Source organism: Kitasatospora sp. NPDC057595, assembly GCF_042800875.1.
Classification (GTDB): Bacteria; Actinomycetota; Actinomycetes; order Streptomycetales; family Streptomycetaceae; genus Kitasatospora.
In genome coordinates this window covers 184,667-199,667 of the sequence record NZ_JBHVGL010000018.1, presented here as the reverse complement: position 1 = coordinate 199,667, position 15,001 = coordinate 184,667, and the positions used below count along the sequence as shown (strand labels likewise).

Sequence of the window (15,001 nt, the reverse complement as noted above, 5' to 3'; positions counted from 1 at the left end):
GCGTCGTGCTGAAAGACCAGAGGTGCCGGGCCACCGACCCCTCGATGGGGCGGATCCGCCGGCCGTCGGGTCAGCCTCCGACACCGACCCCGGCGAAGGGCGCGGAACTCAGGCCGAGCAGGCCACCGAAGGGGGAGTTCAGGGCGTAGATGAAGACGACCATGAAGGCGATGAGGCTGGTGAAGCCCACGGCCAGGACCAGGTGGGTGCGGGTGCGCTGAATGCCGAAGAGGAACATCAGGCCCAGGGTGAGCGCACCGCCGGCGAGCAGGCCGAACCACATCACGCCCGACATTCCCCCGGTGCCGGCCGACTCACGCCCGTGGCGCGCCTGGTAGGCGACGGAGATCTGCCCGAACGCCACCTGGTCCACCTGCTGTTGCACGTTGGTGGAGGGTTCGAAGGACGTCCACGCGTTCTGCACGTCGTGCAGCAGCGTCCAGCCGCGCGGGCCCAGCGCCTTGCGCTCCTCCATCAGGGGCCACTCCTCGGTCCGGACGTAGGTGGCATACGCGACCGCCGCCGAGCGGGCCTGCTGAGCGGCGTCGGGGGGCAGCGCGTCGGCGAGCAGATACGTCTGGTGCAACGCCCCTGCCTCGGCGCTGATGTTGGCGCCGGCGTCGCCCTTGGCCTCCCACACCGCGACCAGCGCCACGCCCAGCACCAGGGCGTACAACACGCCGACCATCATCGTCAGGTACTCGGCGGTGTCGTCACGGGCCTCGTCCTCCGGCTCCGATCGCCTGACCCTACGGCTGTTGAGCAGGGCGGCGCCCCCGGCGACGGCGGCGAATCCAACGACGATTCCGATCACTCCGATTACGTGTTCCATGGCGCCCCTGAGCTTGGGTCGGGCCGGCGGCGCGGCCTACGGCGACGTCGCGCGATGGCTACGGCGGCAATCGCGGGAATGAGGAGGACCAGAAGGAACATGAGGAGGAAGCTCTGCTGCAGAGCGGTGGTCGTCGTGCGGGTGGCGGACCGGCCGGAGTGGAGGAGGGGTGACGTCACGTGGCCTCCCCCCGCGCCAGGGCCGGGGGAACGCGAGGCGGACGCTGAGGAGGAGGCTGAGGCGGAGGCTGAAGGGGATGGTGAGGGCCTCGCGGACCCGGCACCGGAACCGCCGCTCGGTGAGGTCTGCACCGGTCTGCGCCCGTTGCCGGGGGCAGGGGCGGCGGGGGCACCCGGGACGGCGGCACCGGGGGCAGGGGCCGCGGGGGCCGGTGCGCCGGGGGCGGCTGGCGCGGCTGGCGCGGCCGGGGCCGGGGCCGGGGCCGGTGGAACGGCAGCGGCTGGTACGGCGGCGGGGGCCGGTGCGGCGGCAGCTGGTACGCCGGCGGGGGGAGCTCCGGGTGCAGGAGCCCCGGCTGCGGGCACCCCAGGTGCGGCAGCGCCCGCTGCGGGGGCTCCGGCTGCCCCAGCCCCCGCTGCGGGTACCGCGACAGCGGCGGCCCCGGCTGCCGGCACCCCAGGTACCGGAGCCCCCGGAGCCCCCGGTGCAAGCGCTGCGGGCGCAGCAGCCCCAGCCGCAGGCGCCCCAGCCGCCGGAGCCCCGGCTGCAGGTGCCCCGACGACGGCGGTCCCGCCCGCCGCCGCCCCAGGTGCTGCGGCGCCAGGTGCCGGAGCCCCCGGTGGAGGAGCCCCAGGTGCGGCAGCCCCGACCGCAGGCGCCGCAGGCGCGGGGGCCCCGCCCACCGCAGCCGCGGCTGCGGGCGCCCCGGCGGCGGCGACCTCACCTGCGCGCACGCCCGCCACCGCTACCGGTGCAGGTGTTCCGGGTCCCGGGGCAACGGCCGCGGGAACCCCGCCCGCCGGTGCTCCGGGTGCCGGAACCCCGGGCGTAGGAGCAGCAGTTGTGGCGGCACCGACTTCGCAACCGGGCGGTGCGGCAGGTGTTGCCGGAGCGGACACCGGTGCTCCCGTCGCCCCGGCCGCCGGCGTGGGCGTCCCCGCGCTGGGCGTCCCTGCACTGGGCGCCCCCGCACTGGGCGCCCCTGCGCCAGGTGTCCCCGCACCCGGTGCTGCCGTGCCGGAGGGAGCGGCCGGGCCGGCGCCCACGGCGGTGTAGCCCGAGCGCGCCGTGCGGGTGAGAATGTGGTGGCCGTAGGCGATCACACCGCGGGCGGTGACCAGGCCCTCGTGTTCACCGAGGAGGGCACGCACGGTCGCCGTGCAGACGAGGGTGGAGACCGGGGGGAGTCGGAGGTTGCCGTCGGCGTCGCGGCCCGGGCAATGCGGCTCGGTCCCGGGAGCGAGGGTGTCGGTGATCTGCAGGTCGATGACCGGGGCTTCGCCGTCGTTGCGCAGGTGGTAGCTGATCCGCACCTCGTCGCCGGTCCTCACCACGGGGGTGCCCGGATGGCCGTCGACGGTCACCGTCAGCGTCAACGCACCGGCGCCCGGGCCGCCGTAGGGGAGGTTGGCGACCGAGTTGGCCAGCGGCGGACCAGTGGCCGATCCGGCCACCACCAGGACGGCGGCGGCCGCACAGAAGGACAGTTTCCAGCCGGGCATATGATCTAGTAATTACCCGGAACACCGCCCGTGCCCTTCCGACACGCCCTCCGAGGGGGATCGGCCCGCGCCGATCACACCACGGGGGTAACGGCAGCGGGGCGTGGGGCCTGCGGGCCGAGGAGGCGCTCCGCCACCGCGCACCCCGCGATCCGCCTGCTGCTGGACCTCTCCCCGTTGGACGCGGTGGGCTACGACCCGGGGCGGCGGGCCTTCGAGGTGCAGCCGGGTGCCACGCTCGGCCGGGTGTACCGGACGCTGTTCCAGGGCTGGGGCGTCACCGTGCCCGCCGGCGGCTGCCCGGAGGTGGGCGCCGGAGGGCACCTGGTCGGCGGCGGGTACGGGACGCTGTCGCGGCGCTACGGCTCGGTGGTGGACCACCTGTACGGCGTGGAGGTGGTGGTCGTCGACCGCGACGGAACCGGCCGTGCCGTGGTCGCCACCCGCGAGCCGGACGACCCCGACCGTGAGTTGTGGTGGGCGCACACCGGCGGTGGCGGGGACAAAAGGACTTCGTCGACCAGGTGAACGCCGGCACCGGTCTGGACGCCGACGGCGGCAGCGCGACGGTCCCGTGGCCCTACCCGATGACCTGGCCGGGCAACGGCGAGGCCGGCGACATCATCACCCGCCGGCACAAGGGCAAGGCCAGCTACCTCAGACGCTCCTTCACCGAGGCCCAACTCGCCACGATCCACCGCCACTTGACCAACGAAACCGGAAACGCCGCCTGCGGCATGCTGCTGGTCGGCTACGGCGGCCGGGTCAAGGCCCGCTGGGACCCGCGCGACGCGTTCCGGCACGCCCTCTCGGTCACGCTCCCGGAGTAGGCGAAGCGGCCGGGCCGCCCGCCGGATCCGCCGGGTCAGCGCGCGAGCGCGGCGGGCGCGCAGGCGGGTGCGCGGGGCGGGAGCGCACTCTCGACGAGGGCTGCCGGCTCGACGTCCTCGGGCTCGTAGAGCGACGCGATCACGGCCCCGAGCACGAGTGCGACGATCCACTGCGCGGCAGCCTCCGCCTCGGCGTCGGACGCTCCCCCGGTCGCCCTCAGGACCTCCTCGACGCCGGAGAGGCCTTCCTCCAGCAGCTCGGCCATGGAGCGGTGCGCGGGGTGGGAGGGCGCGATGGCCTCACACATGAGCACGATCTCGGCGGCGGCCTGCCAGCGGGGGCGGTCGAGGGCGGCGCGCAGTCGGCCGCCGGGGCCGTTCCAGTCCAGCGCCGGGGTGGCCAGGTACGCCAGCACCAGGTCCAGGAGTGCGGCCTTGGTGGGTGCGAGGTGGACGAGAGCGGCCTTGGTCAAGCCCGCGTCGTCGGCGACGGCCTGCATGGAGGTCCCGGAGTAGCCGTGGCGCGCGTACAGCACGCACGCGCTGTACAGGGCCCGCTCGCGCGGTGTGCGTTCCGGCGCAGGGTCGGCCGCCGGGGCGTGTGCCGCCGTCGACGCGCCCGGCCTCGCGGGGGGTGCGGGCGCGATCCCGTTGATCCGCACGTCGTCCTCGTGCGCGGCGATCCGGGCCGGGATGTCGATCCGGCCGGGGAAGTACAGGGAGAGGATCTGCAGGCCCTCCCAGGCGGCCACCAGCCGCTGGACGGCCAGCTTCGCGGAGCGCTCGTCGGCGCCCAGGGCGCCGTAGGTCCGCACACCGATCGCGATGGCCTCGCGCCGGCGGTCCCGCATGAGGGCGCGGCCGGGATGCTCGGGGCTGGTCGCCTCGCCCAGCAGGGTGGTGAACAGGGGGATCCAGCCGGGCGTCGCCTCGTTGCGCCGGGCCGTCTCGGCCGCGGGGCGGGGCCGGAACCCGCCGTCCGGACCGTCCGTGACGCTCTCCAGGTACTGGCGGTCGAGGCGCTCGACGAGTGCGGTGAGGATCTCCGCCTTCGAGGAGAAGTGGCGCAGCAGTGCCGGGTGGGAGATCCCCGAGGCGCTCGCGATGGCGCGCAGCGAGGTGGCTCGGTAGCCGGGGTCGACGAACAGTTCGTGGGCGGCGTCGAGGATGCGTTCGACGCGCTCTCGTCCGGTCCGGTAGGTGCCGCGCTTCATCCCCATCGCTCCAGTATCGCCGCCCTCTGAACTCTTCCCAAACGTTACCACCATGGTGGTAACTTATGGCTGGCGCGAACGTGAACGACCACGAGCGGTGCTCGCCGGGCGCGCCCTGCCACACCGGGCCGACCCTCCTCCCCCGCCCGGCCCGGCCTGCCCCCACCCACTCCCGCCCCGCTCCCCCGCATCGGAGGCAAGGATGTCCGTGCACGCTGATCCCCGATCGGCCCACGACCCGTCACCACCGGTCGACGGTCCGGCGGAACAGCCGTCCCGCGCCGTGCCGGCGGACCTGCGGCGCCTGTTCCGGACCGCCCCGTTCGCCGCGGCCGCGGCCCCGGTCGCCTACGGCGTCGCGATGTACTACGCCGCGCTCCAGGTCGAGCACATGGACCCGGACGCGAAGACCGGCAACCTCGCGATGATCAACGCCCTCGGCGCGGTGGCCGCGATGCTCGCCCAGCCGATCGCCGGCGTCCTGTCCGACCGGACCCGCAGCCGCTTCGGCTCCCGAAGACCATGGATGCTCGCCGGCGCACTGGTGGGCGCCAGCGCCCTGCTCACCGCGGGCCTCGCACCGAACCTGGCCGTGCTGGCGGTGTGCTACATGCTGGTGCAGTTCGGGTTCAACGCCTTCCAGGGGCCGTTCTCCGCGCTCCTGCCCGACCGGGTCCCCGAGCGGCTGCGCGGACGGTTCTCGATGGGCGTCGGGCTCGGGATCGTGCTCGGCTCGGCCCTCGGCCCGATCCTCGGGTCGCTGTTCGCCGACGCCATCCCGCTCGGCTACGCCGTGATGGCGGGGGTCGTCCTGCTCGGCATCGTCCTGTTCGTCGCCCTCGTCCCCGACCGGGACAACCGGGCCGAACCGCGCCGCCCCTTCTCGACGCGCGCCTTCCTCGCCGCGTTCTGGGTGAACCCGGTGCGCCACCGCGACTTCTTCTGGGGCTTCACCGGACGGATCCTGCTGTTCGGCGGATACACGATGCTGAGCACCTACCAGCTCTACCTGGCGCAGGACTACGTCGGGATGTCGCTCGACGACGCGGCGCGGACGGTGCCCCTGATCGGACTGGTCTCCCTGCCCGGCATCATCATCTCCACCGCCGTCGCGGGCCCGCTCTCCGACCGGATCGGCCGGCGCAAGCCCGTCGTCCTCGGCGCGGGGCTGGTCATCGCCTCCGGCGCGCTGATCCCGCTGGCCCTTCCGTCGGTCCTGGGACTGGCCCTGTCCACCTTCGTGGCCGCCTCCGGCTTCGGTGCCTTCATCTCGGTCGACCAGGCGCTGATGAGCACCCTGCTGCCCGACCCCGACGACTTCGGCAAGGACCTCGGCGTCCTCAACCTCGCCGCGACCCTGCCCACCACCGTCGCACCGGTCGTGGCCGCGGCCATCGTGCACACCTTCGGCGGTTACGGCGCGCTCTACCCGGCGGTCTTCGTGATCTCCGGCCTCGGCGCCCTCGCCGTCCTGCGCATCCGTGGCGCGCGCTGACCACCGCCCCGCCCCACCCCCTCGACCCCCCGCCACGAAAGGACCTGACGATGCACGCCTCCCCGCACCTCACCGCTCTCGTCGAGCGCCTCACCCTGGAACAGAAGGTCCGCCTGCTGACCGGCGGCTCCGTCTGGTCCCTGCAGGACGAGCCGGCCGTCGGCCTGCGCCCGATCGTCGTCTCCGACGGCCCGACCGGTGTGCGCGGCGCCGCCGTGGACGACCGCGACCCCTCGGCGAGCCTGCCGTCGGCCAGCTCCGCGTCCGCCACCTGGGACCTGGAGCAGGTGCGCCGGCTCGGCGCCCTGATCGCCGCCGAGGCGCGCGCCAAGAACGTCGACGTGGTGCTCGGCCCCACCGTCAACCTCCACCGCTCGCCCCGCGGCGGGCGCCACTTCGAGGCCTTCAGCGAGGACCCGTACCTCACCGGCGAGTTCGGCGCCGCCTACGTCGGCGCCGTGCAGGCGCACGGCGTGGCGACCACCGCGAAGCACTACGTCGCCAACGACTCCGAGACCGACCGCTTCACCGTCGACGTGCACGCCGACGAGCGCACCCTGCGGGAGCTCTACCTGGCGCCGTTCGAGCGGATGGTCGGGGCCGGGGCGTGGCTGGTCATGTCGGCCTACAACGGCGTCAACGGCGCGCCCATGTCCGCCAACCCGCTGCTGCGCGACCCGCTGAAGGACGAGTGGGGCTTCGACGGCGTCGTCGTCTCCGACTGGGGCGCGGTGCACGACACCGACGCGTCGGCCGCCTCCGGGCAGGACCTCGTGATGCCCGGCCCGCAGGGCCCCTGGGGCGAGGCACTGGTCGAGGCCGTCAAGGAGGGCCGCGTCCCCGAGGCCGCGATCGACGAGAAGGTCGCCCGGCTGCTGCTGCTCGCCTCCCGCGTCGGCGCCCTCGAAGGCGCTCCCGAGGCGATCGCCGTCCAGCCGTGGGAGGACGCCGCGATCGCGGAGCTGCTGCGCGAGACCGCCGCCGACGGCATGGTGCTGGCCCGCAACGACGGCACCCTCCCGGTCGAGCCCCGGGACGGGCTGACGGTCGCCGTGCTCGGACAGCACGCCCGGCGCGCCCGCGCCCAGGGCGGCGGCTCGGCGGCGGTGTTCCCGCGCGGCGTCGTCACCCCGCTGGACGGCCTGCGCCGCGCCTTCGGCGACGCCAACGTCACCTTCGCCCCCGGCCTGCCCCCGGCCGACGAGCTGCACCCCTTCACCCGCGGCCAGGTCACCGACCCGATCACCGGCACCCCCGGCGTCCACGTCCGCTACCTCGACCAGGACGGCACCGTCTTCGCCGAGGACACCACCCCCTCCGGACGCCTCGCCTGGCTCGGCGACCCGCGGCTGGCCCGGGCCGCGCGCATCGAGCTGACCACCCGCGTCACCGCCGAGCGCGACGGCCGCCACGACCTCGGCTTCGCCGGCGTGGGCGGGTTCACGCTCGACATCGACGGCGAGACGGCAGCCGCCGAGCAACTCTCGCCCACCGGCGAGGACCCCCTCACCGCCGTCATGAACCCGCCCTCCGTCACCGTCTCCCGCGAGCTGACCCGCGGCCGGACGGTCGAGCTGCGCCTGACGTACCGCCCGTCGCTCATGGGGGGCTACCCCTTCGGCCTCGTCCTGCTCGGCACCGAGGACGTGTTCGGCGACCCCGCCGAGGAGCTGCGCCGGGCGGTCGAGGCGGCGGCTGCCGCCGACGTCGCCGTGGTCGTCGTCGGCACCACCGAGGCCATCGAGTCCGAGGGCTTCGACCGGCCGCGCCTCACCCTCCCCGAGGGCCAGGACGAGCTCGTCCGCCGCGTCCGCGAGGCCAACCCGCGCACCGTCGTGGTCGTCAACTCCGGCGCCCCGGTGATCATGCCGTGGCTCGACGAGGTGGCCGCGGTCGTCCTGTCCTGGTTCCCCGGCCAGGAGTTCGGCGACGCGCTCGCCGACGTCCTCACCGGCGCCCGCGAGCCCGGCGGGCGCCTGCCCACCACCTGGCCCGCCCGCGAGGAGGACGTCCCGGTGTGGACCGTCGAGCCCCAGGACGGCCGGCTCGCCTACCCCGAGGGCCTGCACATCGGCTACCGCGCCTGGCTCAAGCGCGAACAGGACGGCGGCCCCGCGCCCGCGCTGCCGTTCGGCTCCGGCCTCGGGTACACCACCTGGGAGATCGGCGAGCCCGCCGTCACCGCCGCCGGGGACGGCCTCGTCGTGGAGGCGGACGTCGTCAACACCGGCTCCCGGCCCGGCAAGCAGGTCCTCCAGGCCTACCTCTCGCGCCCGGGCTCGGCCGTCGAGCGGCCGGTGGCCTGGCTCGCCGGGTTCACCGCGGTGCGCGCGGACGCGGGCGGACGGGTGCGCGCGCGCCTGGAGATCGCCCCGCGCGCCTTCCAGCACTGGGACGTCGACGCGCACGCCTGGGTCACCGAGAGCGGGGCGTTCACGCTCCGCGTCGCGACCTCCGTCGCCGACCCCGGCCACACCGTCACGGTCACGCCCGGCGCCTGAGCGCCGCAGGCCGCACCCCCGTCACGTCGGCGCGTCATCGTGCGACGTGACGGGGGCATCCCGCCGCGGGACCGGACCGGCATCCGGTCCCGCGGCCGCTCCGTCGGAGCGGACCGACCCGAAGAAGGAGACCGCCATGCCCGCACCGGCCGACGCCGCGCTGCGCCACATCCTCCCCGTCCCCCGCTCGGCCGTCCGGGGCGCGGGGACGTTCGCCCTGCGCCCCGGCACGCCCGTGGTCGTCGCGACCGAGGACCTGCTCGGTCCCGCCGGGCTCTTCGTCGAGCGCATCGCCGCCGAGACCGGCCTGGAACTCGGCCGGCCCCGCACCGGCATGGCCGGGCCGGAGGCGGTCCTGCTGGCCGTCGACGCCGCCGACCCGGGTGTCACCGCGGTCCCCGCCGCCCGCGGGATCTGCGCCACCGGCGACGACCCCGGCGCCGAGCGCCACACCCTCACCGTCGGCCCCGAGGGGGTCCGCGTGACGGGCGCCTCCCCGGCGGGCGTGCACCGCGGTCTCACCACGCTGGTCGCCCTCGCCGAGCAGCTCCCCGCCACGGCCGAGGGCATCGAACTGCCCGCGATCGAGGCCGCCGACGGCCCGGCCCTCGCCTGGCGCGGCCTGTCGCTCGACGTCGCGCGCACGGCGTTCCCGGCCGCCGACGTGCGGCGGGTGATCGACCTGCTCGACCGCTACAAGCTCAACGTGCTGCACCTCCACCTGACGGACGACCAGGCCTGGCGGCTGGAGATCACGGCCCGGCCCGAGCTCACCCGCGGCCTGGACCCGGCGGACTACTTCACCCAGGCGCAGTACCGCGAGCTCGTCGCGTACGCGGCGGCCCGGTTCGTCACCGTCGTACCCGAGATCGACATGCCCGGCCACAGCACCGCCGCGATCACCGCCTGCCCCGAGCTGAGCTCGCAGGACACCGGCTCGCTGCCGCGCTCGGCCGAGGAGCGGCTCGCGCGCTTCCTCGCCGGGGAGTTCCGGCCGCTGTGGCTGGAGCCCGCCCGCCCCGAGGTGTGGCGGTTCGTCGACGAGGTGCTTGCCGAGGTCGCCGCGCTGACGCCCGGGCGGTTCGTCCACATCGGCGGCGACGAGGCCTTCGGCATGCCGGACCGGGACCACCACGACTTCGTGGTCCGCGTCCGCGAGCGCGTCCGCGCGCACGGCAAGGAACCGATCGGCTGGCAGGAGACCGTCCGCGCGCCCGGCGGCCCCGCCGAGGCGGTGCAGCTGTGGATCGACCCGGAACTCGCACCGGACCCCGCGCACCCGTTCCTCGCCATGCTCCCGCCACAGGTCGTCGACCTGATCGTCGCGTCCGAACGGGAGTCCGCCACGGACACCGCCCGGATGGGCGAGCAGCGCGCCGCGGTCGTCGTGTCCGCGCGGGGCCGCGCCTACCTCGACCGGCGCTACGCCGAGGCCGTCGGCGGCGAGGCCGAGGAGCGCCGGGCGCGGCTCGGCCACCCGATCTACCCGCCGCACACCGTCCGCGACGCCTGCACCACTGCGATCCCGGGCATCGACGACGACCCCGGCTACGACGTCGCCGGGTTCGAGGCCGCGGTCTGGTGCGAGACCGTCGAGGACGCCGACGACCTGTCCTTCCTCCTGCTGCCCCGGCTCCCCGGCCTGGCCGAGCGGGCCTGGACGGCGGGCCCGGCCCGTGCCTGGGAGGACCTGCGTGCCCGGCTCGCCGCGCAGGCGCCCGCCTGGCGCCGCCACGGCCACACCTGGTTCCCCGCCCCGTCGGTCGATTGGCCGCAGGAGCAGGCGCGGTAGCGCGGCGGAACCGACTCCGGTCGCGGCGGCGGGGCGGGCCCGGCCGGGCCGCCGCCGCGACCGGTGCGGGCGTCAGCCCAGCGTGGCGCCGCGCTCGCGGGCCAGGTCCTCCAGGCCGTAGCGGGTGACGTGCTCGGCGTTGGCCAGGTCGACGGTGCGGACACCCTCGGCGGCCAGCCGCTCGTTGATCTCGTCCAGGTGCTGCCGGACGAGCTGCTTCTCGGCATCGGTGGTGCGGCCCTTGTGGGGGCGCCCGGCGTGCTCCAGGCTCGCGTAGTTGACCCGCTCGCGGGCGGTGGCGGCGACGGCCGGCGCACCCGGGCCGGGAACGGCGAGGGCGGCCCGCTCGGCGCCGCGCAGCACCTCGGCCATCGGCGCGACCGTGGCCAGCCGGTCGAACGCCTCGACGGTCATCACGACGGTCTCCGGCTCGTCCCCGTCCGGGTGGTGCAGCTCGACCGTCACCAGGTCGAGCGCCAGGTCCGCGATCCCGGCCAGCTCCCCGGGCAGCGCCTCGATCGCGACCGGACCGTCGAACAGCTCGGGGTGCTCCCGCACGACGATCCGCACCAGGCCGTCGTCCTCCTCCGCGTGCCGGCCGGTCAGGTCCGAGAACCGGATGATCTTCTGCCCCATGTCTCCCTCTCCCTGCCCCTGGTGATCAGCGCAGAGCCTATGGCCTGCGCCGGACCTGCGGGGACCGTCCCGAGGACGGCCCCGCGCAATTGGCCCGGCGAACGGCCGATGCGGCACAGTGGCCCCATGAGCGCGGACACGAGGAGTCACCCGGCCCCCGGGCGGACCGGCGCCGGGCGGCGGCGGCCGGTGCAGCAGCGCAGCCAGGAGCGCTACGAGCGGATCCTGGACGCCTGCGCCGCGCTGCTCGACGAGGCCGGGGCGGCGGCGCTCACCACCAAGGAGGTGGCCCAGCGCGCGCAGGTGCCGATCGGCACGCTCTACCAGTTCTTCGCGGGCAAGGAGGACCTGCTGGCCGCGCTCGCCGGCCGCAACCTCGACCACTACCTGGACCGGCTCGACGACCGGCTGCGGGCCGATCCGCCCACCGGCCCCGCCGGGTTCACCGACCTCGCGGTGGAGGAGTTCGTCGCGATGAAGCGCACGGTCCCCGGCTTCGGGCAGGTGGACTTCGGGTTCGCCGGCCCGGCCGCGCCGAGCGGCGTCCGGGACGACCGGCATCTGCTGGACACCGAGGTGGACAACAACACGGCGGTCGCGCTGCGGCTCCAGGCGCTCGGCGGCGAACTCTTCGCGGCGGCCGACCCGGTGGCCCTCACCCTCGGCCTGCGGGTCGCCCTGGAGGCGGCGGACGCGGTGCTCAAGCTCGCCTTCCGCAGCGATCCGCAGGGCGACCCGGCGATGATCGCCGAATGCAAGCGGCTGGTCCGCGGCTACCTCGTCGAGCAGCTCGGCCCGCACTGAGCCCGCGCCGCGCGGAGCAGGCCCCGGCGCGTCCCGACGGGTCGCCGCGGTTCAGGGCGGGCCGCGGCGGAGCCGGGCGAGCCGTTGCGGCCGGGGCGGGCCGGAAGCACAGTGGAGACAGAGGAACGGGGCAACGGCCGCCCCGCCGGTCCCGGCGTCCGCACACACCGCGAGGAGCACGACCATGCACGCAGCAGTAGGCGACCAGCTCCACATCCACAGCCGGGCGGTGGGCATGACCGACCAGAAGGGCGAGATCGTCGAGGTGCGCGGCCAGGACGGCCAGCCGCCGTACGTGGTCCGCTTCGAGGACGGCCACACGGGCCTGATCTACCCCGGTCCGGACTGCAACATCGAACCCCGCGAGGCGATCCACTGACGCCACCGGCCACCGCCCCGCGCCCCCGCGGCCCGCGGCGGTGAGCCGTGCCGCTCCCGGCCGCCCCGGCTGCCCTGGGCGCCCTGGCCGCCCCGGCCGACGGCGCGCCGGCGCTGCCGGGGCCGTTGGCCGCGCTCGCGCCGCTGCTGGAGCACTACGGCTACCCGGCGCTGGCCCTGTTCGTCCTGCTCGACAACTGCGCGGTCCCCGCGCCCGGGCAGACCGTCCTGGTGCTGGCCGCCGTCTTCGCCGGCACCGGCCACCTGGACCTCGCCGCCGTGGTGGCGATCGCCTTCGCGGCGGCGGTGCTCGGCAACACCCTCGGCCATCTGATCGGCAGCACCGGCGGGCGCGCCTTCGTGCACCGCTGGGGCCGGTACGTGTGGCTCACGCCGGAGCGCACGGCCCGCGCCGAGGTGTTCTTCGAGCGGCACGGCGGCAAGGTGGTGACGGTCGCCCGGTTCTTCGACGGGCTGCGGCAGACCAACGGCATCATCGCCGGGACGAGCGGCATGCCGTGGCCCCGGTTCCAGGTGTTCAACGTGCTCGGCGCGGCGCTGTGGGTGGGCGTGTGGGCCACCGTCGGGTACCTGGCCGGCGCCCATGTCGGCACCGTCTGGCGGACGGCGGTGCGCTACCAGCTGTGGCTGCTGCTCGCGCTCGGCCTGCTCGTCGTCCTGCTCGCCGCCCACCGGCTGCTGCGCGGCCACCAGGGGCGTGCGCGGTTGCGACGCACGCCCCGACCGGTGAGCCTGGGAACGATCACCTGGGAGGCGAGGATGGCCGAGCACGGGACACGCGGGGGTCCCGGGAGCGCCGGGGCGCTGCGCACGCCCGCCAACCGGACCGTCGTCCTCGCCGTCCTGCTGGCCACCGTGCTCGTGCTGGCCGCGCAGGCGGCGGGCGGCACCAGCGCCCGGCTGGTCCTGCTGCTGGTGTTCGTCCCCGCGCTGCTGGCCGGTCTGGGCACGCTCGCCCAGACCGTCGCCGCCGCCGTCTGGGTCACCGGCGTCATCATCATCAGCTCGGTGTTCTTCCCCCCGGAGTCGGTCAACGGCCGGGCACTGACGGTGGCCACCGTCGTCGGCTCGTCGGGCGTCGCCGTGGCGCTGTGCGCGCGCCGCATCCAGCGTGAGCGCGACCTGCACCGGATGCGGCAGAGCGCCGTCGCCCTCCAGCGCCAGCTGCTGCGCCCGCTGCCCGCCCTGACCTCCGACGTGCTGCTGCACGGCTGCTACCGGCCGATCGAGGAGGACGCCATGGTCGGCGGCGACCTCTACGACATCGCCGAGACGCCGTACGGCACCCGGGTGGTCATCGGCGACGTCCAGGGCAAGGGCCTGCCCGCGATCGGCACCGGCTTCGCCGTGCTCGGCGCCTTCCGCGAGGCGGCCTTCCGCGAGCCGGCGCTCACCGACGTCGTCCTCGCCCTGGAGGACGCGGTCACCCGGCACAACACGTACGCGGCGCAGAGCGGCGAGGCCGAGCGCTTCGTCACCGCCACCGTGTTCTGCCTGGACCGCACCGCCGCCGTCCAGGCGGTCAACTGCGGCCACCTCGCCCCGTACCTGCTGATCGGCGACCGCGCGACGGCCGTCCCGCTGGCGCCCGGCGTCCCGCTCGGGCTCGCCGACCTCGCCGGAGAGGTGCGCACCGTCCAGTGGTTCGACCTGCCCGCCGACGGGACGCTGCTGCTGTTCACCGACGGGGTCACCGAGGCCGCGGACGGCAGCGGCGTCTTCTACCCGGTCGAGCAGCGGCTGCCCGCCCTGGCCGGGCACACCCCGGACACCCTCCCCGAGGCCGTCGACGAGGACGTCCGCCGCCACAGCCGCGGCCGCCGCCGGGACGACCTCACGATCCTCGCCCTGCGCCGCAACCCGGCCCGCTCGGCGGCCCGCTCCCCGGGCGACTCGACGCTCTAGCGGAGCGGGAAGACCTCGAAGGCGACGGCGAAGCGCGTCCCGAGGCGGGTGCCCGCGCCGCGGCCGACGCCCTCCAGGAAGCCCCGGGCGTCCGCCATCGCGCCACCGAGGCCGGCCAGGTAGGCCTTGTGGGCCTCCAGCGAGGCGACGCCGCGGTCGAAGTGCTCGGTGGTGTCCGCCGCGTGCCCGGACTCGGGCGAGCCGGCCGCCCAGATCTGCTTGACCCCGTCCCAGGGCTCGTACCCTTCGTCGACCAGCTCGCGGAAGACCCAGCGGTTGCCCGCGTCCCGCACGGCGTCCAGGGTGGCCCGGCCGACGGCGATGTGGTCGGCCTGGTTGAGGAAGACCCCGCCCCAGGTCTCGCGGAAGTTGCTGGTGATGACGATGTCGGGACGGTGGCGGCGCACCGCGCGGGCGATGTCGCGGCGCAGCGGCAGGCCGTACTCGACGACGCCGTCCGGGTGGCCGAGGAACTCGACGGTGTCGACGCCGACGAGGGCGGCGGAGGCGATCTGCTCGGCCTCGCGCAGCGGGGCGCAGTGCTCGGGGTCCATGCCGTCGATGCCGGCCTCGCCGCTGGTGGCCATCACGTAGACGACCTTCTTGCCCTGGTCGGTCCAGCGGGCGACGGCGGCGGCCCCGCCGTACTCCATGTCGTCGGGGTGGGCGACGACGACCAGGGCGGTCCGCCAGTCCTCGTCGACGGGCTGGAGGGGCGTGGGTGCCTGCTGCTCGGTCATGGTGGTGCTGCCTTTCCGTGGTGCCGGTGCGTGCGGTCGTGCGGCCGTGCGGCTTTGCGGTCGTGCGGCTTTGCGGTCGTGCGGCTTTGCGGTCGTGCAGGTGTGCGGGCGTGCAGGTGTGCGGCGGTGCGGTCGTACGGTCACACCGGACGTGACTCTAGAAGATCATCG

Annotated in this window: 11 protein-coding genes and 1 pseudogene; 8 read left to right on the top strand and 4 right to left on the bottom strand. The window is 75.4% G+C overall.

The features are described 5' to 3' along the window. Positions 1 to 70: 70 nt before the first annotated feature. Complete coding sequence (locus tag ACFU9E_RS25665) at positions 71 to 832, bottom strand: hypothetical protein (RefSeq protein ID WP_380683278.1); 762 nt, start codon at positions 830 to 832, stop codon at positions 71 to 73. A 1,826-nt stretch (positions 833 to 2,658) separates the two neighbouring features. Here ACFU9E_RS25665 and ACFU9E_RS25660 point away from each other — a divergent pair. Beyond that, positions 2,659 to 3,015 (top strand): annotated as a pseudogene (locus ACFU9E_RS25660) (FAD-binding protein); the annotation flags it as partial. 23 nt (positions 3,016 to 3,038) lie between these two features. Further along, positions 3,039 to 3,344 (top strand): hypothetical protein, encoded by a 306-nt coding sequence (locus ACFU9E_RS25655; RefSeq protein WP_380687368.1) that lies wholly within the window; start codon positions 3,039 to 3,041, stop codon positions 3,342 to 3,344. Between the two features lie 35 nt (positions 3,345 to 3,379). Here the strand turns inward: ACFU9E_RS25655 and ACFU9E_RS25650 are convergent, their stop codons facing one another. After that, positions 3,380 to 4,564 carry a TetR/AcrR family transcriptional regulator gene (locus ACFU9E_RS25650; RefSeq protein ID WP_380687371.1) on the bottom strand — a complete coding sequence of 395 codons (1,185 nt, stop codon included), beginning with the start codon at positions 4,562 to 4,564 and terminating at the stop codon, positions 3,380 to 3,382. 202 nt (positions 4,565 to 4,766) lie between these two features. Between ACFU9E_RS25650 and ACFU9E_RS25645 the strand changes: the two genes are divergently transcribed. The 3 genes from ACFU9E_RS25645 (at position 4,767) to ACFU9E_RS25635 (ending at position 10,346) form a co-directional block, all read left to right on the top strand. Then, the gene (locus tag ACFU9E_RS25645) at positions 4,767 to 6,053 is read left to right on the top strand and encodes an MFS transporter (protein WP_380687373.1); all 1,287 of its coding nucleotides are present in this window, start codon (positions 4,767 to 4,769) and stop codon (positions 6,051 to 6,053) included. 50 nt (positions 6,054 to 6,103) lie between these two features. Continuing rightward, positions 6,104 to 8,554: a glycoside hydrolase family 3 C-terminal domain-containing protein gene (locus ACFU9E_RS25640; RefSeq protein ID WP_380687376.1), complete on the top strand. Its 2,451-nt coding sequence runs from the start codon at positions 6,104 to 6,106 to the stop codon at positions 8,552 to 8,554. A gap of 136 nt (positions 8,555 to 8,690) precedes the next feature. Continuing rightward, entirely contained in the window at positions 8,691 to 10,346 is a 1,656-nt protein-coding gene (locus tag ACFU9E_RS25635) for a family 20 glycosylhydrolase (RefSeq protein WP_380715366.1), read from the top strand. Positions 10,347 to 10,418: 72 nt separating this feature from the next. Here ACFU9E_RS25635 and ACFU9E_RS25630 read toward each other — a convergent pair whose 3' ends face one another. Beyond that, a complete protein-coding gene (locus tag ACFU9E_RS25630) occupies positions 10,419 to 10,982 on the bottom strand; it encodes a hypothetical protein (protein ID WP_380682937.1) in 564 nt (187 codons plus the stop codon). Positions 10,983 to 11,108: 126 nt separating this feature from the next. Here ACFU9E_RS25630 and ACFU9E_RS25625 point away from each other — a divergent pair, with 126 nt between their 5' ends. The 3 genes from ACFU9E_RS25625 to ACFU9E_RS25615 all read left to right on the top strand — a co-directional run bounded on the left by ACFU9E_RS25625 (position 11,109) and on the right by ACFU9E_RS25615 (position 14,090). Continuing rightward, positions 11,109 to 11,786, top strand: a complete 678-nt coding sequence (locus tag ACFU9E_RS25625) for a TetR family transcriptional regulator (RefSeq protein ID WP_380682936.1) — start codon at positions 11,109 to 11,111, stop codon at positions 11,784 to 11,786. A 184-nt stretch (positions 11,787 to 11,970) separates the two neighbouring features. Then, positions 11,971 to 12,165, top strand: a complete 195-nt coding sequence (locus ACFU9E_RS25620) for a DUF1918 domain-containing protein (RefSeq protein WP_355372015.1) — start codon at positions 11,971 to 11,973, stop codon at positions 12,163 to 12,165. Between the two features lie 47 nt (positions 12,166 to 12,212). Continuing rightward, the gene (locus ACFU9E_RS25615) at positions 12,213 to 14,090 is read left to right on the top strand and encodes a SpoIIE family protein phosphatase (RefSeq protein ID WP_380682935.1); all 1,878 of its coding nucleotides are present in this window, start codon (positions 12,213 to 12,215) and stop codon (positions 14,088 to 14,090) included. On the opposite strand, the gene ACFU9E_RS25610 is transcribed toward ACFU9E_RS25615, so the two are convergent. Beyond that, positions 14,087 to 14,830: a PIG-L deacetylase family protein gene (locus tag ACFU9E_RS25610; protein WP_380682934.1), complete on the bottom strand. Its 744-nt coding sequence runs from the start codon at positions 14,828 to 14,830 to the stop codon at positions 14,087 to 14,089. The two genes, ACFU9E_RS25615 and ACFU9E_RS25610, sit on opposite strands and share 4 nt — an antisense overlap. Positions 14,831 to 15,001: the final 171 nt, after the last annotated feature.

What these genes read in the sequence shown, in the direction of transcription:
- ACFU9E_RS25625 (WP_380682936.1), top strand. Translation starts at nt 11,109, where the DNA reads ATGAGCGCGGACACGAGGAGTCACCCGGCCCCCGGGCGGACCGGCGCC.
- ACFU9E_RS25640 (WP_380687376.1), top strand. Translation starts at nt 6,104, where the DNA reads ATGCACGCCTCCCCGCACCTCACCGCTCTCGTCGAGCGCCTCACCCTG.
- ACFU9E_RS25635 (WP_380715366.1), top strand. Translation starts at nt 8,691, where the DNA reads ATGCCCGCACCGGCCGACGCCGCGCTGCGCCACATCCTCCCCGTCCCC.
- ACFU9E_RS25610 (WP_380682934.1), bottom strand. Translation starts at nt 14,830, where the DNA reads ATGACCGAGCAGCAGGCACCCACGCCCCTCCAGCCCGTCGACGAGGAC.
- ACFU9E_RS25620 (WP_355372015.1), top strand. Translation starts at nt 11,971, where the DNA reads ATGCACGCAGCAGTAGGCGACCAGCTCCACATCCACAGCCGGGCGGTG.
- ACFU9E_RS25665 (WP_380683278.1), bottom strand. Translation starts at nt 832, where the DNA reads ATGGAACACGTAATCGGAGTGATCGGAATCGTCGTTGGATTCGCCGCC.
- ACFU9E_RS25630 (WP_380682937.1), bottom strand. Translation starts at nt 10,982, where the DNA reads ATGGGGCAGAAGATCATCCGGTTCTCGGACCTGACCGGCCGGCACGCG.
- ACFU9E_RS25650 (WP_380687371.1), bottom strand. Translation starts at nt 4,564, where the DNA reads ATGGGGATGAAGCGCGGCACCTACCGGACCGGACGAGAGCGCGTCGAA.